This window comes from Rhizorhabdus argentea (assembly GCF_037861105.1).
Classification (GTDB): Bacteria; Pseudomonadota; Alphaproteobacteria; order Sphingomonadales; family Sphingomonadaceae; genus Rhizorhabdus; species Rhizorhabdus argentea.
The window spans coordinates 39,838-57,531 of the sequence record NZ_JBANFK010000021.1; the positions used below are offsets into that span (position 1 = coordinate 39,838).

At 62.1% G+C, this 17,694-nt stretch carries 18 protein-coding genes and 2 pseudogenes; 12 read left to right on the plus strand and 8 right to left on the minus strand.

Going from position 1 to position 17,694, the window contains the following annotated elements; genetic code table 11:
• Positions 1-71 precede the first annotated feature (71 nt).
• The 3 genes from AAC645_RS16475 to AAC645_RS16485 are packed head-to-tail and all read left to right on the plus strand — an operon-like array spanning position 72 to position 3,090.
• Positions 72-296, plus strand: coding sequence for a hypothetical protein (locus tag AAC645_RS16475; RefSeq protein WP_340317592.1), 225 nt, complete (start codon positions 72-74; stop codon positions 294-296).
• A 12-nt stretch (positions 297-308) separates the two neighbouring features.
• Positions 309-1,361 carry a ribonucleotide-diphosphate reductase subunit beta gene (locus AAC645_RS16480; RefSeq protein WP_340317593.1) on the plus strand — a complete coding sequence of 351 codons (1,053 nt, stop codon included), beginning with the start codon at positions 309-311 and terminating at the stop codon, positions 1,359-1,361.
• Position 1,362: 1 nt separating this feature from the next.
• A complete protein-coding gene (locus AAC645_RS16485) occupies positions 1,363-3,090 on the plus strand; it encodes an ATP-dependent nuclease (RefSeq protein ID WP_340317594.1) in 1,728 nt (575 codons plus the stop codon).
• 59 nt (positions 3,091-3,149) lie between these two features.
• On the opposite strand, the gene AAC645_RS16490 is transcribed toward AAC645_RS16485, so the two are convergent.
• The 3 genes from AAC645_RS16490 to AAC645_RS16500 all read right to left on the minus strand — a co-directional run bounded on the left by AAC645_RS16490 (position 3,150) and on the right by AAC645_RS16500 (position 5,268).
• Positions 3,150-3,452 carry a HigA family addiction module antitoxin gene (locus AAC645_RS16490; RefSeq protein WP_340317595.1) on the minus strand — a complete coding sequence of 101 codons (303 nt, stop codon included), beginning with the start codon at positions 3,450-3,452 and terminating at the stop codon, positions 3,150-3,152.
• Between the two features lie 191 nt (positions 3,453-3,643).
• Positions 3,644-3,931 (minus strand): HigA family addiction module antitoxin, encoded by a 288-nt coding sequence (locus AAC645_RS16495; protein ID WP_422785848.1) that lies wholly within the window; start codon positions 3,929-3,931, stop codon positions 3,644-3,646.
• Between the two features lie 2 nt (positions 3,932-3,933).
• Positions 3,934-5,268 carry an NtaA/DmoA family FMN-dependent monooxygenase gene (locus AAC645_RS16500; protein ID WP_340317596.1) on the minus strand — a complete coding sequence of 445 codons (1,335 nt, stop codon included), beginning with the start codon at positions 5,266-5,268 and terminating at the stop codon, positions 3,934-3,936.
• Between the two features lie 196 nt (positions 5,269-5,464).
• Here AAC645_RS16500 and AAC645_RS16505 point away from each other — a divergent pair, with 196 nt between their 5' ends.
• Positions 5,465-6,133: a TetR/AcrR family transcriptional regulator gene (locus tag AAC645_RS16505; protein ID WP_340317597.1), complete on the plus strand. Its 669-nt coding sequence runs from the start codon at positions 5,465-5,467 to the stop codon at positions 6,131-6,133.
• A gap of 116 nt (positions 6,134-6,249) precedes the next feature.
• Here AAC645_RS16505 and AAC645_RS16510 read toward each other — a convergent pair whose 3' ends face one another.
• Entirely contained in the window at positions 6,250-6,513 is a 264-nt protein-coding gene (locus tag AAC645_RS16510; protein ID WP_340317598.1) for a helix-turn-helix transcriptional regulator, read from the minus strand.
• Between the two features lie 550 nt (positions 6,514-7,063).
• Here AAC645_RS16510 and AAC645_RS20500 point away from each other — a divergent pair.
• Positions 7,064-7,147 (plus strand): annotated as a pseudogene (locus AAC645_RS20500) (hypothetical protein); the annotation flags it as partial.
• A 438-nt stretch (positions 7,148-7,585) separates the two neighbouring features.
• Here AAC645_RS20500 and AAC645_RS16520 read toward each other — a convergent pair.
• Both AAC645_RS16520 and AAC645_RS16525 read right to left on the minus strand, forming a co-directional pair.
• Positions 7,586-8,599, minus strand: coding sequence for a glycine zipper 2TM domain-containing protein (locus AAC645_RS16520; RefSeq protein ID WP_340317600.1), 1,014 nt, complete (start codon positions 8,597-8,599; stop codon positions 7,586-7,588).
• Positions 8,600-8,833: 234 nt separating this feature from the next.
• Positions 8,834-9,448, minus strand: coding sequence for a transglutaminase-like cysteine peptidase (locus tag AAC645_RS16525; protein ID WP_340317601.1), 615 nt, complete (start codon positions 9,446-9,448; stop codon positions 8,834-8,836).
• 304 nt (positions 9,449-9,752) lie between these two features.
• Between AAC645_RS16525 and AAC645_RS16530 the strand changes: the two genes are divergently transcribed.
• The 3 genes from AAC645_RS16530 (at position 9,753) to AAC645_RS16540 (ending at position 12,810) form a co-directional block, all read left to right on the plus strand.
• Entirely contained in the window at positions 9,753-10,220 is a 468-nt protein-coding gene (locus AAC645_RS16530) for a glycine zipper 2TM domain-containing protein (protein WP_340317602.1), read from the plus strand.
• Positions 10,221-10,339: 119 nt separating this feature from the next.
• Complete coding sequence (locus tag AAC645_RS16535; protein ID WP_340317603.1) at positions 10,340-11,635, plus strand: MFS transporter; 1,296 nt, start codon at positions 10,340-10,342, stop codon at positions 11,633-11,635.
• Positions 11,635-12,810, plus strand: a complete 1,176-nt coding sequence (locus tag AAC645_RS16540; RefSeq protein ID WP_340317604.1) for a vWA domain-containing protein — start codon at positions 11,635-11,637, stop codon at positions 12,808-12,810. Before AAC645_RS16535 ends, AAC645_RS16540 begins: the two co-directional genes overlap by 1 nt.
• Positions 12,811-12,839: 29 nt before the next feature.
• Here the strand turns inward: AAC645_RS16540 and AAC645_RS16545 are convergent, their stop codons facing one another.
• On the minus strand, positions 12,840-13,928 hold the full coding sequence (locus AAC645_RS16545) for an anhydro-N-acetylmuramic acid kinase (protein WP_340317627.1): 1,089 nt from the start codon (positions 13,926-13,928) through the stop codon (positions 12,840-12,842).
• A 180-nt stretch (positions 13,929-14,108) separates the two neighbouring features.
• On the opposite strand from AAC645_RS16545, the gene tyrS reads away from it, so the two are divergent.
• The 3 genes from tyrS (at position 14,109) to AAC645_RS16560 (ending at position 16,430) form a co-directional block, all read left to right on the plus strand.
• A complete protein-coding gene (gene tyrS / locus AAC645_RS16550; RefSeq protein WP_340317605.1) occupies positions 14,109-15,335 on the plus strand; it encodes a tyrosine--tRNA ligase in 1,227 nt (408 codons plus the stop codon).
• Between the two features lie 327 nt (positions 15,336-15,662).
• The gene (locus tag AAC645_RS16555; protein ID WP_340317607.1) at positions 15,663-16,007 is read left to right on the plus strand and encodes a hypothetical protein; all 345 of its coding nucleotides are present in this window, start codon (positions 15,663-15,665) and stop codon (positions 16,005-16,007) included.
• A 60-nt stretch (positions 16,008-16,067) separates the two neighbouring features.
• A complete protein-coding gene (locus AAC645_RS16560) occupies positions 16,068-16,430 on the plus strand; it encodes a PilZ domain-containing protein (RefSeq protein WP_340317609.1) in 363 nt (120 codons plus the stop codon).
• A gap of 112 nt (positions 16,431-16,542) precedes the next feature.
• On the opposite strand, the gene AAC645_RS16565 is transcribed toward AAC645_RS16560, so the two are convergent.
• Positions 16,543-17,163 carry a class I SAM-dependent methyltransferase gene (locus AAC645_RS16565; RefSeq protein WP_340317610.1) on the minus strand — a complete coding sequence of 207 codons (621 nt, stop codon included), beginning with the start codon at positions 17,161-17,163 and terminating at the stop codon, positions 16,543-16,545.
• 179 nt (positions 17,164-17,342) lie between these two features.
• Between AAC645_RS16565 and AAC645_RS16570 the strand changes: the two are divergent.
• Positions 17,343-17,630 (plus strand): annotated as a pseudogene (locus AAC645_RS16570) (GIY-YIG nuclease family protein).
• The last annotated feature ends 64 nt before the right edge of the window (positions 17,631-17,694 follow it).

The window sequence follows — 17,694 nt, forward strand, 5'->3', positions numbered from 1 at the left end:
ATCTACAGGGTGGTGCCAGGCTGATGATCGGCGTGACGAGTGATGCTGAACGGGCGAATCGAGGCTGATCGGTGAACGACTTCCCGATCATCCCGGCCATCGCCATCGCATCGCTGCTGGTCGGCCTGCTCTGCCTGTGGCTGGCGGTCGTCGCCATGCTGCGGCTGGGCAAGGCGAAGAAGGGCAAGGGCGTGCCCGGCGATACGCCCGCCGAGCTCAAGGGTTTCGCGCTCAGGCAAAGCCTGAGTGCCGTCGTCATGTTCGCGCTCGCCGCGATTATCTTCAGTTATAGTTGAAAGGTCCGTCCCATGCCGCTTCTCCAGGCCAGCCGCACCTACAAGCCGTTCGAATATCCGTGGGCGTTCGAATATTGGAAGCGCCAGCAGCAGCTCCACTGGCTGCCGGAGGAAGTGCCGCTGGGCGAGGATTGCCGCGATTGGGCGCAGAAGCTCAGCGATCATGAGCGCAACCTGCTGACCCAGATCTTCCGCTTCTTCACCCAGGCCGATGTCGAGGTGCAGGATTGCTACCACGACAAATATGGCCGCGTGTTCAAGCCGACCGAGGTCAAGATGATGCTGACCGCGTTCAGCAACATGGAGACGGTGCACATCGCCGCCTACAGCCATCTGCTCGATACGATCGGCATGCCCGAAACCGAATACAGCGCCTTCATGCAGTATAAGGAAATGAAGGATAAGCATGATTATCTGGCGACCTTCGGGGTCGACAGCGATCAGGATATCGCCCGCACGCTGGCGATGTTCGGCGGCTTCACCGAGGGGCTGCAGCTGTTCGCCAGCTTCGCGATGCTGATGAACTTCCCGCGCTTCAACAAGATGAAGGGCATGGGCCAGATCGTCACCTGGTCGATCCGCGACGAGACGCTGCACTGCGAGGGCATCATCCGGCTGTTCCACGCCTTCTGCAAGGAGCGCGACTGCCTGACCAACAGCGTCAAGGAAGACATTCTCGACATGTGCCAGAAGACGGTGCGGATCGAGGACGCCTTCATCGACCTGGTGTTCGAGATGGGCCCGGTCAACGGCATGACGCCGAAGGACATCAAGAAATATGTCCGCTACATCGCCGACTGGCGGCTGGGCCAGCTCGGCCTCAAGCCGATCTACATGATCGACGACCACCCCCTCCCCTGGCTCGCACCGATGCTCAACGGCATCGAGCATGCCAACTTCTTCGAGACGCGCGCGACCGAATATTCGAAGGCGGCAACGCGCGGCCAATGGTCCGACGTGTGGGACGCCTTCGACAACCGCAAGGTGGCGAAGCAGAGCGTCGCGGCGAATGAGGATGCGGCCGAGGGTGGGCTGTTCGGGCATGCTGGGGTTGCGGCGGAGTAGCGTGCTTAAATCGATACAGCTTACTAACTTTCGGGGTTTCCGAGATCACGCAATTGATCTCACACCTTTTAGCTTGCTTATCGGCCAGAATAATGCTGGCAAAACGACATTGATCGAGGCCCTGCGCCTCGTAACGATTGCACTTAAGAAGGCTCCCACGGCTAACTTTACCATGGCGCCTCGGTGGCTCGAGTCGCAGGTCACTGGCGCCGTATTCCGGATTGCAGTGGATACGATTGGTTTTGATCAAAAGAGCATCCACTACAATTACAACAGTGACGATCCTGCGATAATCCGCGCACGGTATTCTAACAACTCGTCGATCACGATTGCTATTGGCCCGGAGGCCGGCGAGATCTATTGCCAGCTAATGATCGGCGGTGGCAGAAAGCTCAACGCTCGCAGCCAGTTTTCGACTACGCGGTTCCACCCCATTCAGGTAATGCCTCCCGTCGGCTCGCTCCTCGACCGAGAGACTCTGAGAGATCGTGAGTATTTATATAAGCACATAAATGGCTACCTGTCTTATCGTCACATCAGGAACCAAATGTCGGAAATGCCTCAAGAATACGTCTATTTTCGGAATTTGCTTGAAGAAACATGGCCGCAACTCCAAGTCGGCGACATAGAGTATGGACTTGGTGAGAAAAGAGATCAATTCGGTATAACAATCCGAGAGGGACCATTTGTCTCGGAGGTTGGCTTGGTCGGCTCTGGATTGCAAGCATGGATCCAGACTCTTTGGTTTTTGTCCCGCGTCGATAAAGACTCAACAATAGTTCTCGATGAGCCAGATGTTTACTTACATGCAGACCTCCAGAGGAAACTTATCAAAGTTCTAGATAATCAGAACTATAGACAAGTTCTTGTTGCCACCCATTCCTTGGAGATGATTTCGTCAGTCTCACCTACGGAAATTATTTCGGTGACCAAAAGAGCTCCACGGTCGCGGCCATTGAGTTCGAACGAGCAAGCGCAATCGTTAGTAGAACGCCTTGGCACAAATCACAACATACAACTCTCTAAGCTAGCGAATACAGGTCGCGTTTTGTTTGTTGAAGGCAAAGATCATGCTTTTTTAGACCAAATAGCTTTCAAACGTGGCAATGTGTACTATGAACGATTTTCAAAGATTCCTCATTTCTCCGTAGGGGGCATGAGCAATTGGCCGCGTGCGGCAATGGCATCAAAAGTATTCTTCGAAACTTCGGCCGGTCGCGTTAAAAGCACGCTTATAATAGACCGTGATTATAAGTCCGCCGATTATCTAGACGACATTCTTCAAAGATCTGCGAAAGATTATCTAGAAGTTAAGTACTGGAGTCGTAAAGAGATCGAGAATTATCTATTGGACACAGATCTGCTGCATCGCCTGATACGGTCACGCAGTTCTGCCGAGGTCGATAGAGAAGATATCACAGATATCATGAACACTACCGTTAATGAAATTGGATCAGACCTGATAGAACTTATAGCCGACAGCTACCAGTCCGAGAATAGAAAATTGGCTCTGCCTACCGTGATGAAAATGGCTAAAGATTTTTTTGCCGAGAGGCGATCTAATGGAGCTGAGTTGCTTGATATGATTTCGGGTAAGGCTGCTATAAGTAAGCTCTCTGACGCATGCAACAGTAAGTACGGTGTTGCTTTCGGACCAATGACTCTATGTCGCCATATGGGGGCTGAGGCTATCCCTTCGGAGGTCGCTAGCTTTTTAGACGCGCTATAATACTAACTTACCAATTGATTAAATTATGGTGACAGTTTACTTAATTCTCGCCCGCTGCCTCACGCCGCCATCTCCAATCGCGAAACCTTGATCTCCTCCGCGTGAGTACGCGCCTGCGCGAGATCATAAGCGGTCTGCATCCGCATCAGCGTGTCGGCGCTGACCCCGAAAGCCTTTTCGAAGCGGATCGCCATATTGGCCGTCAGGCTCGCGTGACCATTGAGAAGCGTGCTGAGCGCCTGGCGCGAGACACCGACATGCGCGGCAAGATCCTTCACGTTGACGCCATGGGGCGCGACGATCTCGGACTTAAGCCAGACGCCGGCGTGAACCGGAAGCGAAGGGTGCATCTGAAGAGCCATGATAATCTTCTACGTCGTAGACTCAAAACCGCCTGTCGGCTAGCGGCCAATCGCCGTCATTGGGCTACCACCAGCTTGGCTCTTGCTCGGAGGCCGACCAGCCCCAATCCCGCAGCATCTCTCTTGAATTACGGTGACAGTCTATTTAACTCTCCCCCGCTACCTCGCGCCGAATTACGGTGACAGTTTACTTAACTCTCCCCCGCTACTCGCGCCGCCATCTCCAATCGCGAAACCTTGATCTCCCCCGCATGAGTGCGGCGCGCCTGCGCGAGATCATAAGCGGTCTGCATCCGCATCAGCGTGTCGGCGCTGACGCCAAAAGCCTTTTCGAAGCGGATCGCCATCTCGGCAGTCAGGCTCGCATGGCCATTGAGCAGCGTGCTGAGCGCCTGGCGCGAGACGCCGCAATGCGCGGCGAGATCCTTCAGTATGACATGCCCAAATTTCCACTCTCCAAACCGACACCGCCAAGTCACAGCTATTGGCGCGCCACCCAGGAAGGACGTTTGAGTCCGAGATGCTCGCGGAGCGTGCTGCCTTCATATTCTCGGCGGAACAGCCCTCGGCGTTGCAGTTCTGGCACGACGAGTCGGCCAAAGTCACGCATTCCCGACTCGAGCGGAAACATCAACATGAAGCCATCGGCAACGCCGGCTGTGAACCATTCCTCCATCACGTCGGCGACCTGATCAGGCGATCCGTGGACCGTGTTCGATGAACGGCTTTGGCAGAATTGGAAGTAGAGTTCACGCACGGTCATCGGACGTTTGGTGAGCCACTCCCGGAGCAGCGCATCCGCGGATTTGCTGGAGTTCGCGTCCGCCGGAAGCCGATCAACGGTGACATAGTCATCCAGGTCGAGATCCATGACGTTGGTCTCGAGGTCATAGGAAACGGTGTGCTTCATGAGTTCGGGATGAAGCGTAGCCTGCATTTTCTCATACTCGTCGATCGCCTCCTGGGCGGTCTCGCGAACGACGACCTGCATCGCGCTCAGAATGCGCATCTCGTCGGGTTCGCGGCCATATTTGGCCATCCGTCCCTTGAGGTCCTGATAAAATCCGCGGGCTTTCTCAAGCGTGCCGTTGATCGAGAAGTTTACCTCCGCGAACCTGGCAGCAAAGTCTTTGCCATCACCGGAAGAACCGGCCTGGACAAGCACCGGGCGGCCTTGCGGTGGCCGGGCGAGGTTCATCGGACCACGAACCTTGTAGAACGCCCCCTCATGGTGGAGCGGATGGATTTTCGTCGGATCGAAATAATGTCCCGATTCCACATCACGACAGAATGCATCGTCCTCGTAGCTGTCCCACAGCCCTAACACGACTTCCGTAAACTCGTGGGCGCGCTCGTACCGATCCGCATGCGAAATAGATTCCTGTCCAAAGTTCGGTGCTGCCAAGGGATGTCGGCCGGTCACGATATTCCAGCCGAAGCGCCCGCCGCTGATGTGATCGACCGAAGCGGCGAGACGAGCGAGGTTGAACGGCTCCCAGAAGCTTGTGCAAGCGGTGGAGATCAATCCTATGCGCGACGTCAGTTGCGACAGTGCTGCCATCTGGGTAAATGGCTCCAGCATGTTCGCGTAAATGCATTGCCGCGCGACCGCATCAATTGGCCCAGGCCGTATAGAAACGGCATCCGCCTGAAAGATGAAGTCGAGCTTGGCCGCCTCGGCATCTCGCGCCATGTTCGCGAAATGCTTTATGTCGTTTGTCACGTCCCGCTTATCAGCGAACGTCTGCCACCCCGTAGCATGGGTTCCTGCTGGTTCCATGAGCCAACCGATTGCCATTTGGCGTGTCGCAGACATTGATACATCTCCCTCAAGTCCGCTGCGGCAGGAACCGGCTGCGGCAGCGCCTTATTTAATGGATTGCATTAATGTATACCCATTACCAGCTTGGTGCAATAAGCAGAGTTGCATGCATCGGTCTTTCACAGCCCTGTTGACTGCGCGCTCCGAATGGGGCGGCCGGTCCGCTGCGCGTCGTACGAGGATTTCATAGGTGAATACCAAGGAGGCTATGATTGTTGCTGCCGAGCGTCGGTTTGCGCTGCATGGGCTGGAGGGTGTTTCGCTGAGGCAGATCGCCCTCGACGCACATCAGCGCAACGAGTCCGCAGCTCATTATCATTTCGGCTCTCGCGAAGGCCTGATCCGAGCCATACTCGATTATCGCATCTCCAAGATCAATGCGCGGCGCGAGAGGTGGTTTAGTGATGAAGACCCGTACAAGGGCGTCAGCAAACCGCGATTGATAGCTTCAGCCTTGATATACCCGATGGCTGAGGAGATATTCGCCGATTGGCGGAAATGTTACTGGGTGCGGTTCATGTCTCAATTATTCGCCATTGAGAAGTTTCGGTCCCTTGCCGAGGAAATGGAACCGGTAAGCCATGCTTTTATTAGAGCATACGACATGCTGCGGAGTCTTCCGGACATCGACCCTGTAATCCTGGAGGTACGCCGGGAAGCTCTCAGGCGGGACGTCGTATGGGGACTGGCCCAGATCGAGGCATTGTCTTTTCAAGAAGATCGAGAGATTTGCGAACTCCACGTCGCCAACCTTGTCGACATGATCGCTGCCGCCATCGCCGTTGCGCCCTCGTCGGAAACCCTACTGAAGGCGGGTGCCGTCGCTAATAGGAAGGTCCGACCCAGGCGGCGAGCCTGACGACCGCGTCCCGCTGTCGTGGCTTTACCGAAGGCCCATATATCGTGCTGAAGACGACGCTCGAATTACGGTGACACGAATTACGGTGACAGTTTACTTAACTCTCGCCCGCCGCCTCATGCCGCCATCTCCAATCGCGAAACCTTGATCTCCGCCTCATTGGTGTGCGCCTGCGCGAGATCATAGGCGGTCTGCATGCGCATCAGCGCGTCGGCGTTGACACCGAAAGCCTTTTCGAAGCGCAGGCTCGCATGGCTATTGAGAAGCGTGCTGAGCGCCTGGCGTGGAACGCCGAAATGCGCGGCAAGATCCTTCACGTTGGCGCCATGGAGCGCGACGATCTCGGACTTCAGCCAGAGGCCGGCGTGAACCAGAAGCAAGGCGCAATGTCGGATCGCGGCGAACTGAAGGACAGGAATGGGCGGGAGAGTGGGATGACGTTATCTTACGTCAACCATCTAACCGTTCGTGTCGAGGGAAGTCGAGACACCACCCGCATCCCTTGCGACCGTCCCTCGACTTCGCTCGGGACGAACGGATCAGCAGCGTCATTCTGCGTTAGCATCCTGAACCGAAGTTCTTCTGCCCCTTTCCCGTCATCCCAGCGAAGGCTGGGATCCATGTCTCTCTCCATTTTCACTACCATTATTTGTGGATAGAGACATGGGCCCCGGCCTGCGCTGGGGCGACGCCTCGGTTATATGACGTGCATCTACATCTATCACCATCCCGTTCCGCGCGCGCAGCTACGTCCCGAGTTGGTCGAGGCGCTGGCGGATCACCGACGCCTCGTTCGCGGTGAAGCGGCCGCCGAGCGGCGCATGCTGCCTTCCTCCGCGCCAGAGCATCGCCTTGTACCCGTTTTGTTCTTGAATCCCCAGCAGCTTTTTGCTAGGCACACCGGTCCGGTAAAGGACCAAAGAACAGCCCATGCAGCCCGCCATCCTCGCCTCTGCCCCCCGCTGCGGCGCGCGCACGCGGTCGGGTGCGCCGTGCCGCTCACCGGCCGTCGGCGGCAAGCAGCGGTGCCGGATGCATGGCGGCAAGGGCAGCGGCGCACCGTGCAACAATCGCAACGCCTGGAAACATGGTGTGCGCTCGGCCCGGTTCAGGGCGATGGCGCGCGAGGTGCGGAAAACCAGCGTTCTGCTGCGCACGGTCCGGCTGATCCTGCACGCCCGGGCGGCGGCGAAACATATGGAAACCGATGCCGGCTCGCGGCTCGTCGAGGTCGCCACCGCGCTCGCCGCGACGCACCGCCCGGCGGAAAAAATAAAAAAACGGGCGAACAACCCCATGCACCCGGATTTTTCACGGTCCGAGCCCGCCTGCGGCCAACCCAAGCTTGGGCTCAGGCTCAAGCCCGGGCTCACGTCCGCACCGGCCTCGACGCGCATGAAAAAGGGGCGGAGCCGTGAAGCTCCGCCCCTCCCTCCAGTTCAAACCGGGCGCTTAGCCGACCCAGTTATCGCCATCCCGTTCCGCGCGCAGCTGCGTGCCGAGCTGGTCGAGGCGCTGGTGGATCACCGACTCCTCGTTCGCGGTGAAGCGGCCGCCCGAGCGGCGCATGCGGTTTTCGTCGCGGCGGATCGAGGCGAGCTGATCCATTGCGCGGCGGGCTTCGCGGCGGCTGATCGTGCCGCGCTCGCGCATCCGCTCGATCCGCTGTTCGAACCGCGCCTCGCGGGTGCGGACATCGCGGTCGCGGCCATAGGCGACATCGCCTGGACGGCCCGCGCTCATGCCGGTCGAGACCCAGCGGCCGCGCGCGTCATAATAGCCGGTCGTCTCGCCGCGCACCCAGCGGCCGCTCTCGTCATAATAGCCGGGCTGGGTCTGCGCCTGCCAATAGCCGGTCGGCTGCCCATAGCGATTGCTGTCGGCGATCCAGCGGCCATTGGCGTCATAATGGCCGGCGGCGGGGCCCGAGACCCAGCGGCCGTTGCTGTAATAGCCGGGCGCGTTGGCCGACACCCACTGGCCGTCGGCGGCATAATAGCCGCTCACGCCGACCGGAACCCAGCGGCCGTCGCGATCGCGATAGCCATAGTTCTCGGGGTCGCCGTTGAAGGCCACCCAGCGGTTGTTGTTGTCATAATAGCCGGTGGGCGCGCCTTCGACCCAGCGATTGTCACGGTCATAATAGCCGCGCGCGCTGCTCGCATCGATGCGGTTGGCGTGCCAGCGGCCGCTCTCGTCATAATAGCCGTAGGAAACCTCGCAGCGATCATTGCCGCCCTTGGCGAGCTGGTTGCCCGCGATGCCGCCGGCGATCGCGCCGCCGATCGTGCCGACCTCCTTGTGGCGGCCGCCGTCGATCACCCGGCCGAGGACCGCGCCGATGCCGGCGCCGGCGACCGTAGCGACCGTGCGGCCGGTATTGTCCTGCCTGCACACGGTTTCGGCCTGGGCCGCGCTGCTTGCCGCAAGCGCGGCTATACTGGCCGCGATCAAATAGTTGCGCATGATGTCTCTCCTGGAAAGCCGGCTTATTGCCGTTCCACGCTACAAATACGCTTGATCAACATTAATGTTCCGCCTCCGACGAGTCGGGTGTGGAACCCGATGAATCTTACGATTTGTTCAGATTCCTTTACCATTGCGAAGCCGTGGAGCCGAACTTGTTCCAATATCCGCCTTTCCATTGACGCACGTCTTTGTTGCGGGGTGGATGAAACAAGTTGCCGGCACCGACCGCGATCAGGACGCGACCGCCACCCAGCCGGGGGATTGCGCCGCCTGCCGCGTTGCGAAGCGATAGCCCAGCGACCGCAGCCGCTGCCACGGCAGCACGCGGCCCATCCGGCTGTCGAGCACCCAGGTGCCGCGCCGGCCGTCGCGCAGCGCTTCGATGGTGAGCACGGCGTGATAGGCCCGCTGTTCGGTCCAGACGGTGGCGAGGCGCAGCGCCGCGGCGGGCCAGCCCTGCGCCATCAGCCGCATCCGCCCCGCCAGTGCGATATCCTCGCAGTCGCCGCTGTTTTCGGCGACGCGCCAGTCGTCGCGCCACGCCGGGCTCCGGTCCTCGACGCGGCGGATGCGGCGCAGCGCAGCGTTGACCGCTTCCAGCTGGCGCCAGCGCGCGCCATCGAGCGTCACATAGGCCGGCCCCTCCGCCCCGGCGCGGCAGCCGACATCCTCGGCATGGCCGTCGCAATAGCGCAACCAGCCATAGGGCGGGATCACCATGCCGCCATCGCGGATCGGCTGATCGGAGCGGGGGACATGATCCTGCGCGCAGGCAGGCGAGAGACTGGACAGGATCGACAGCGTCAGCGCCAAGCCGGCGCATGCAGGCGTAGCGAGACGACGCATGAACTGCTCCGAAGGCCATTACAGCCCCCCGAACCGCTATTCTCGACGGAACAGCGCCTGTCCTGTTCCGTCCGTTATGGAGCCGTAGCGACGGTCAGGAGAGGGCGGGTGCGACGAACCGAGGCGCGAAATCATCATGGGTAACAATGCGTTACCTGCGATGAACGTCCCTCCCTTTGAGCTTCGCCCAACAGTTCAGGCGACGCCGCGCGCCTGTCATGGCGATGAACAGGTCGTAGTTTTCGGTTCACGAAACCTTTCCGGAGCCGTTCCGTTCTTGCGCTGGAACCATAGGGAGACATTCATGCGTAAGTTCATTCTCGCGGCCGCGCTGGCGGCTACCGTGCTTCCATCGGTCGCGATGGCCGATCCGCCGCCCTGGGCGCCGGCGCATGGCCGCCGCGCGCATGATCGCGACGACCGGCACGACCGGAAGCGCGACGACCGGCACGACTGGCAGCGCTACGACTATAACCGCCCCGATACGCGCTATGGCCGCAGCTATGATCCGGCCCGCTATTACCGGGACGGCCGCTATTATGGCGAGCGCAGGCTCAGCCGGAACGACCGCATCTATCGCGGCAATGACGGGCGCTATTATTGCCGCCGTTCGGACGGCACGACCGGCCTGATCATCGGCGCGGTGGCCGGCGGCCTGCTCGGCAATGCGCTCGACAACGGCCGTTCGTCGACGCTGGGTACGATCCTCGGCGCCGGGGGCGGCGCGCTGATCGGGCGCTCGATCGACCGCGGCGAGGTGAAGTGCCGATAGGAGCGCCTGCGCCGGACGACGTTCCAATAAGTATGTTGCGTTGAGTAATTGAAGGTTGCGTACTGCTTGACCCGGCCCCCTCGCCGCGCCATCCCCCGGCGCGATGAGGGGGCAGTAGCATGACCGACAATCAGCAGATCCGGAGGGACAGGCCATCCACGCGCCGCATCCTGCTGGCCAGCCTCACCGGCACGTCGGTCGAGTTCTACGACTTCTACATCTTCGCGACCGCCGCATCTTTGGTGTTCGGTCCGCTGTTCTTCGGCGGGTTCGATCCCTCCACCCAGCTGATCTGGTCCTACACGCTGCTCGGCCTCGCCTTCCTGTCGCGCCCGCTCGGCGCCTGGGCGTTCGGCCATTTCGGCGACCGGATCGGCCGCAAGTCCACGCTGGTCGCTTCGCTGATGGTGATGGGCATGTCGACGCTGCTGATCGCCTTCCTGCCCTCCTATGAGACCGCCGGCTGGATCGGAGCCTTGCTGCTCGCGGTGCTGCGCTTCGGCCAGGGCTTCGGCCTTGGCGGGGAATGGGGTGGCGCGGCGCTGCTCGCGGTGGAGAATGCGCCGCCGGGCATGCGCGGGCGCTACGGCATGTTCCCGCAGCTCGGCGCGCCGGTCGGCTTCATCGCCGCCAACGGCCTGTTCCTGGTCCTGGGGGTGGCGATGACCCAGCAGCAGTTCATGGACTGGGGCTGGCGCCTGCCCTTCCTCGGCTCGGCGCTGCTGGTTGGGGTGGGCCTGTGGGTGCGCCTGAAGCTGACCGAGACCGCAGCCTTCCAGGCGGCGCTGGCCACGTCGGAGCCCGCGAAGATCCCGATCGCGGAGCTGTTCCGCGAGCATCTGGTGCCGACCATCGCCGGCACCTTCGCGGCGGTGGCCTGCTTCGCGACCTATTATCTCGCGACCGCCTTCGCGCTCGGCTACGCCACCAAGACGCTCGGCATTCCCAAGGAAACCTTCCTGGGCGTCCAGCTCGTCACCATCCTGTTCATGGCCGCCGGCATATTGCTGGCGGGCTGGTGGTCGGACATCAGATCGCCGCGCTATGTGCTGATCGCCGGCTGCATCGGCACCGCGCTCACCGGACTGCTGCTCGGGCCGATGTTCGCGAGCGGCGATCTCGCGCCGATCTTCGCCTGGCTGGCGCTCGCGCTGTTCATGATGGGGTTCGTCTATGGACCGCTCGGGGCGTTCCTGCCGTCGCTGTTCCCGCCACGGGTGCGCTATACCGGCGCGTCGATGACCTTCAACATCGCCGGCATCCTCGGGGCGGCGCCGGTCCCCGCGGTGGCGCAATATCTGGCGGAACGCGGGGGGCTGGGCTTTGTCGGCTATTATCTGAGCGCCTCGGCGCTGGTAAGTCTGCTCGCGCTCTGGTGGTCGCGCCATCACGACAAACGCGTTATAGTGGTCTGATGTTTTTCGGCTTTCTCGACGAACTGCGCGCCGCGGGCATTCCCGCCAGCCTCAAGGAGCATCTGACGATGCTCGAGGCGCTGCAGCGCGACGTGATCGACCTGTCGGCGGAGGAGTTCTACTATCTCGCCCGCGCGACCTATGTGAAGGACGAAGGGCTGCTCGACCGGTTCGACCGGGTGTTCGCCAAGGTGTTCAAGGGCGTGCTCGACACGCCGGCCGAGGGCCACGAGATCCCCGAGGAGTGGCTGAAGGCGATCGCCCAGAAATATCTGACGCCCGAGGAAATGGCGAAGATCGAATCGCTCGGCTCCTGGGACGAGATCATGGAGACGCTGAAGAAGCGGCTGGAGGAGCAGCAGGGCCAGCACCACGGCGGCAGCAAGTGGATCGGCACCGGCGGCACATCGCCGTTCGGCAACGCCGGCTATAATCCCGAAGGCGTCCGGATCGGCGGCGAGAGCCTTCACAAGCGCGCGATCAAGGTTTGGGAGAAGCGCGAATTCCGCAACCTCGACAACGACGTCGAGCTGGGCACCCGCAACATCAAAGTGGCGCTGCGCCGCCTGCGCCGCTTCGCCCGCGAGGGCGCCGCCGAGGAGCTCGATCTGGACGGCACGATCGACGGCACCGCCCGGCGCGGCTTCCTCGACATCCACATGCGCCCGGAACGGCGCAACGCGGTCAAGCTGTTGCTCTTCCTGGATGTCGGCGGTTCGATGGATCCGCACATCAAGCTGTGCGAGGAACTGTTCTCGGCTGCGACCGCCGAGTTCAAGCATCTCGAATTCTTCTACTTCCACAACTGCGTCTATGAAGGCGTGTGGAAGGACAATCGCCGCCGCTTCCAGGAGCGCACGCCGACCTGGGACGTGCTCCACAAATTCGGCCATGACTATAAGCTGGTGCTGGTCGGCGACGCCGCGATGAGCCCCTATGAGCTTACCTATCCCGGCGGATCGGTCGAGCATATGAACGAGGAGGCGGGCCAAGTCTGGCTGCAGCGGCTGACCAACGTCTATTCGTCGGCGGTGTGGCTAAACCCGTCGGCCGAGCAACATTGGATGCACAGCCAGTCGACCCGGCTGATCCGCGAACTGATGGGCAACCGCATGTTCCCGCTAACGCTGTCCGGGCTCGACGACGCAATGCGGAGCCTGGCCCGGAAGAAGTAGCGAAAATCCTCTCCCTGCAGGGGAGAGGATTAAATGTCGTGCACCACGCCGCCAGTCATCGGCTTCGGCACCCCGGTAGTGCCCGGGAAGCTGATCGGCTCCCCCTTCAGCGCCCGCACCGCCATATAGGCAAAGCCCTCCGCCTCGGTCGCGTCGCCGTTCCAACCGAGCGCTTCGATCGGTTCGGCGGCGATGTTGGTGGCAACCGTTATCATCGCCATCAGCGTCGGGTTATGTCGCCCGCCACCCGCGACGATCAGCCGCTGCGGCCGCTCCGGCAGGTGGCGCAGCGCCAGTGCCACCGTCTCTGCGGTGAAAGCGGTCAGCGTCGCCGCACCGTCGGCGGCGGACAGCCCCCGCGCCGGCTGGATGGTGAAATCCGCACGGTCGAGTGACTTGGGCGGCGGAGCATCGAACCAGTCATTGTCGAGCATGGCGCCGAGCACCGCCTGGTCGACCGTACCGCGCGCCGCAAAGGCCCCGCCGGCGTCATAGGGCGATCCGGTCTCGGCCCGCATCCAGTCGTCGATCAGCCCGTTGGCGGGCCCGGTGTCGAACGCCATCACATCCACCTCGCCCGCGCCAAGCCAGGTGATGTTGCCGACACCGCCGAGATTGAGCACGGCGACCGGCGCATCGAGGCCCATGGTCAACGCGCGATGATAGACCGGGAGCAGCGGCGCGCCCTGCCCGCCCGCCGCGACGTCGGCCGAGCGCAGATCGTTGACCACGCGGATGCCGAGCGCCTTCGCCATCGCGGCGCCATCGCCGATCTGCCACGTCCAGCCGCGATCGGGTCGGTGGGCGATGGTCTGGCCGTGGAAGCCGATCACGTCGACCTGCGCCGGATCGACGCCGGCCGCGGCCAGCAGCTGGCGCACGGCGAGGATGTGGCGCCGGGTCAGCATCTCCTCCGCCGCGACGATCGGCGGACTCGGGCGCGGCTTCTCGAAGCTGAGCGCGAGCGCTGCCGCCTCGCGCAACTGCTCGCGCGCTTGGATGCTGTAGGGATCGGAGCGGAACGCGATCGGCCGAATATGGCCGGCACCATCGGTCTCGATCAGCGCGGCGTCGATCGCGTCGAGCGAGGTGCCCGACATCAATCCGACCGCGAGCATCTTGTCTTTTCCCATGTCCGAACCTCAATACGTCATTCCGGCGGACGCCAGAATCTCGGGAGAACAGCGCGCGCCCTTGCCGCCCGAGACCCAGGCCTCCGCCGGGGTGATGGATAAGGGAGAACGCCGAGGTATGAAACCTACCCTTCGCTCCTGCCCCATGCTAATCGCCCGCGCGTCATGACCGAATATCGCTCCGATCTGCTGCGCCTCCTCGATAGCCGAGGCTATATCCATCAGGTAACCGACGCCAGCGCGCTCGATGCGCTCGCGGCGTCGACGGTGGTGCCCGGCTATATCGGCTTCGATCCGACCGCCCCGTCGCTCCACGTCGGCAGCCTCGTCCAGATCATGCTGCTACGGCGCATGCAGCAGAGCGGGCATAAGCCGATCGTGCTGATGGGCGGCGGCACCGGCAAGATCGGCGATCCGAGCTTCAAGGACGAGGCGCGCAAGCTGCTGACGACCGAGACGATCGCGGTCAACGTCGCGTCGATCAAGCGGGTGTTCGAGCGTTTCCTGACGTTCGGCGACGGCCCCACCGATGCGGTGATGGTCGACAATGCCGATTGGCTCGACCAGCTGGAATATATCCCCTTCCTGCGCGAAGTCGGCCAGCATTTCTCGATCAACCGGATGCTGAGCTTCGATTCGGTGAAGCTGCGGCTGGACCGCGAGCAATCGCTGAGCTTCCTCGAGTTCAACTATATGATCCTACAGGCCTATGATTTCATGGAGCTTGCCCGCCGCCGCAATTGCCGGCTGCAGATGGGGGGATCGGACCAGTGGGGCAACATCGTCAACGGCATCGAGCTGAGTCGGCGGATGCTCGGCTCCGAGGTGTACGGCGTCACCACCCCGCTGATCACAACCGCCGATGGCGGCAAGATGGGCAAGACGATGTCGGGCGCGGTGTGGCTCAACGAGGAGCAGCTGCCGTCCTATGATTACTGGCAGTTCTGGCGGAACACGCACGACAAGGATGTCGGCCGCTTCCTGAGGCTGTTCACCGACCTCCCGCTCGGCGAGATTGAACGGCTCGAGACGCTCGAGGGCCAGGAGATCAACCTCGCCAAGATTGTCCTCGCCAACGAGGCGACGGCGATGTGCCGTGGCCTCGAAGCGGCGGCGGCGGCCGCCGAGACCGCGCGGCGGACCTTCGAGGAAGGCGCGGCGGGCGGGGATCTGCCGACGCTAGCGGTACCCGAAGGCTCAATCGCAATGGTCGACGCATTGGTCGGTCTTGGTTTGGTCGCGTCGAAGGGCGAAGCGCGCCGGCTGATCAAGGGCGGCGGCGCACGGATCGACGGCGAGAAGATATCCGACGAGGCGGCGGTGGTGACGATCGGCGCGGAAAGCGTGAAGCTGTCCGCCGGCAAGAAAACGCATGGGGTGCTGACGCGGTAACTCGAGCCGCCATGCTGAACTTGTTTCAGCATCCACTCCCAGCCTTGGGACGGGTCAAAGGACTCCTGTTGCAGCGGCTCACCTATAGACGATCCAGAAATCTCGCGCGAGTAAGGCTGGGCAGAGTTCACCGTCTATCCGCTGTTCAGCCCGCAGAGCTTCATCACCGAAGGCTCGGCCAATAGCGGGATCGACCTCGCCTTTCCCGGTCCGGAGCGGGCCGCGTTCGAGGCCGCGACGCTCTACCCGCTCGCTGGCCTCGATCCCGCCAGCGCAGCACCCTATGCGCAATTGCTCGATCTGCTGCACCGGCTGGCGGGCGCGCGGATGACGATCGCCGCGATGTACCTCGATGGGAAGGTTAATCGCGACACCGCACTGGACCTGATCCAGACCTATCAGCTGGTCAGCCGCAAGCGCGGAGCAGTCGCTGTCGTTCACCGACCATTATCGCAGCTACGTCATCAACTATGGGCTGGGTCAGGACATGGCAGCGGTAGATCTGGCGGCTTCCGGGGCTTCCCCGGCGGCACGATGGCGCCGGATGGAAGCGATCATCTCCTCGCCGATCGTCCCCGCCGATCTGCGGCGCTGACGGCAGGGACGAAGGTGGCCAACTTCTCGACGATCACCGCTCAGGAGAAATACGGCTTAACCCTTGCTTCACCGTAACGGGTAACGAGTTGATAAGGTCTGTGGGCAATTCTCGTGTTGAAACAAGGACATGAACTCATGACCCAGATTGCCCAGACACTGACGCCAGGCGTCGACGAGGATGCAAAATACGCCGAGCAGCGACGAGCGCCGCGCGACGAGGTCGCGCTGCCGACGCGAATGTTCACGCAGGATCATGCCAGCGACGTGCTGCTCGTCAACATCTCGCCGCTCGGCTTCATGGTCCGCGAATATGGCGAGACGCCCAAGGGCACGATCGTCCGGCTGGCGCTGCCGCGGCTCGGCCAGATTGCCGCCAAGGTGATGTGGTCGCTGGGCGGCCGCGTCGGCGCCGAGTTCATCAAGCCGATCGACAGCTATGCCTATACCGCGATGCTGAACGCCGCCCGCGCCAAGCGTCAGCGCTGGCCAATGGGGTGAGAGGGTGGGAGCAGCGCGGCCTCCAGCGCGCTGCTCCCACAGTCCTCCAAAGAACGCTATCCCAGCCCCACCCGCGACGAGGGCGGTGGGGCTGGGATAACGACCATGCGGATCAGCTCGCCAGCGCCCGGCCCGTTTCCATCCAACCCGCGAAACGCGGCATCTTCGGCTGGTAGAATGCGTCGATCCGATCGATCGTGAAGTGCCGGGATATCGCGGCGCCGACCGGCCGCGTGAGGTGACATCCGCCGAAGATCGACTTCCACAGCGGCTCGATCCGCCGCTGCCAGGTGGCGACCCCCGGATCGGGCGCGCCGCCATGTTCGTGGAACAGCAGCACCCCGCCCCGCCGCAGCACCCGCCGCGCCTCGGCCAGCGTCCGCTCGGGATCGTGGACCGAGCACAAGGTGAAGGTGCACACCACCGTGTCGAAGCTCCCGGCGTCGAAGCGCAGCTCCTCCCCGATGCCATCCTCGATCCGCACCGTCAGCCCGTCAGCGCGCGGCGCCTGCGCGGCCATCGCGCGCAGCTCGGGCGATGGTTCGACACCGATCACTTCCGATATCTTCGATGAATTATAAAAGGGCAGATTGGTCCCCGAACCCATACCGAGTTCGAGCACCCGGCCCGCCGCCTCCGGAATCAGTCTGGCGCGGTGCTCGGCCATCATCCGACAGCCGCAGCCGAGCCGGATCATGTGCGGGACTACCGCGCGGTCCCACCAGCCCGACATTCTGTCCTCTCTCTGCTTCGTGGAGCGATGAGCCTTCCACCGATCTGTCCGGGATTCAAGGGTAGCTGCTCCCGAGAGCGGTGACGAAGCGACTGTTCGGGGGTGGAGAGCGGCCTCTCGCTGACCTCATCGTCACCCCGGGCTTTGCCCCGGGGTCCCGCTTCCGTTCCATTCCGCGCATGGGACAAATTGGCGGCTGGGTATATATTATGGCCGATCGCTATCGCGGCACCTTGTATGTCGGCGTTACCGCCGACCTCCCAGCCCGTATCCATCAGCACCGAACGAGCGAAGGATCAGATTTCTGCAAACGCTAAGAATTGCCTGGTGGGCCGAGGACGCACCCTCGATCACCGATGCCATCACGCACGAGAAGCGCGTCAAGCGCTTGGCGGCGCGCGTGGAAGTTCGCGCTGATCGAGCGTGGCAATCCAGAGTGGCAGGACCTATTCGATACGGTGGCTTGAGCAGTTGAGAGCGGGACCCCGGGTCAAGCCCGGGGTGACGAAATGCTGGGGAAGAGTGCCGGGG

Excerpts from the sequence above, each read along its gene's own strand:
- AAC645_RS16530 (WP_340317602.1), top strand. The coding sequence starts at position 9,753 with ATGCGTAAGTTCATTCTCGCGGCCGCGCTGGCGGCTACCGTGCTTCCA.
- AAC645_RS16520 (WP_340317600.1), bottom strand. The coding sequence starts at position 8,599 with ATGCGCAACTATTTGATCGCGGCCAGTATAGCCGCGCTTGCGGCAAGC.
- AAC645_RS16535 (WP_340317603.1), top strand. The coding sequence starts at position 10,340 with ATGACCGACAATCAGCAGATCCGGAGGGACAGGCCATCCACGCGCCGC.
- AAC645_RS16525 (WP_340317601.1), bottom strand. The coding sequence starts at position 9,448 with ATGCGTCGTCTCGCTACGCCTGCATGCGCCGGCTTGGCGCTGACGCTG.
- AAC645_RS16545 (WP_340317627.1), bottom strand. The coding sequence starts at position 13,928 with ATGCTCGCGGTCGGATTGATGTCGGGCACCTCGCTCGACGCGATCGAC.
- AAC645_RS16540 (WP_340317604.1), top strand. The coding sequence starts at position 11,635 with ATGTTTTTCGGCTTTCTCGACGAACTGCGCGCCGCGGGCATTCCCGCC.
- AAC645_RS16560 (WP_340317609.1), top strand. The coding sequence starts at position 16,068 with ATGACCCAGATTGCCCAGACACTGACGCCAGGCGTCGACGAGGATGCA.
- AAC645_RS16480 (WP_340317593.1), top strand. The coding sequence starts at position 309 with ATGCCGCTTCTCCAGGCCAGCCGCACCTACAAGCCGTTCGAATATCCG.
- AAC645_RS16500 (WP_340317596.1), bottom strand. The coding sequence starts at position 5,268 with ATGTCTGCGACACGCCAAATGGCAATCGGTTGGCTCATGGAACCAGCA.
- tyrS (WP_340317605.1), top strand. The coding sequence starts at position 14,109 with ATGACCGAATATCGCTCCGATCTGCTGCGCCTCCTCGATAGCCGAGGC.
- AAC645_RS16490 (WP_340317595.1), bottom strand. The coding sequence starts at position 3,452 with ATGGCTCTTCAGATGCACCCTTCGCTTCCGGTTCACGCCGGCGTCTGG.
- AAC645_RS16565 (WP_340317610.1), bottom strand. The coding sequence starts at position 17,163 with ATGTCGGGCTGGTGGGACCGCGCGGTAGTCCCGCACATGATCCGGCTC.
- AAC645_RS16555 (WP_340317607.1), top strand. The coding sequence starts at position 15,663 with ATGACGATCGCCGCGATGTACCTCGATGGGAAGGTTAATCGCGACACC.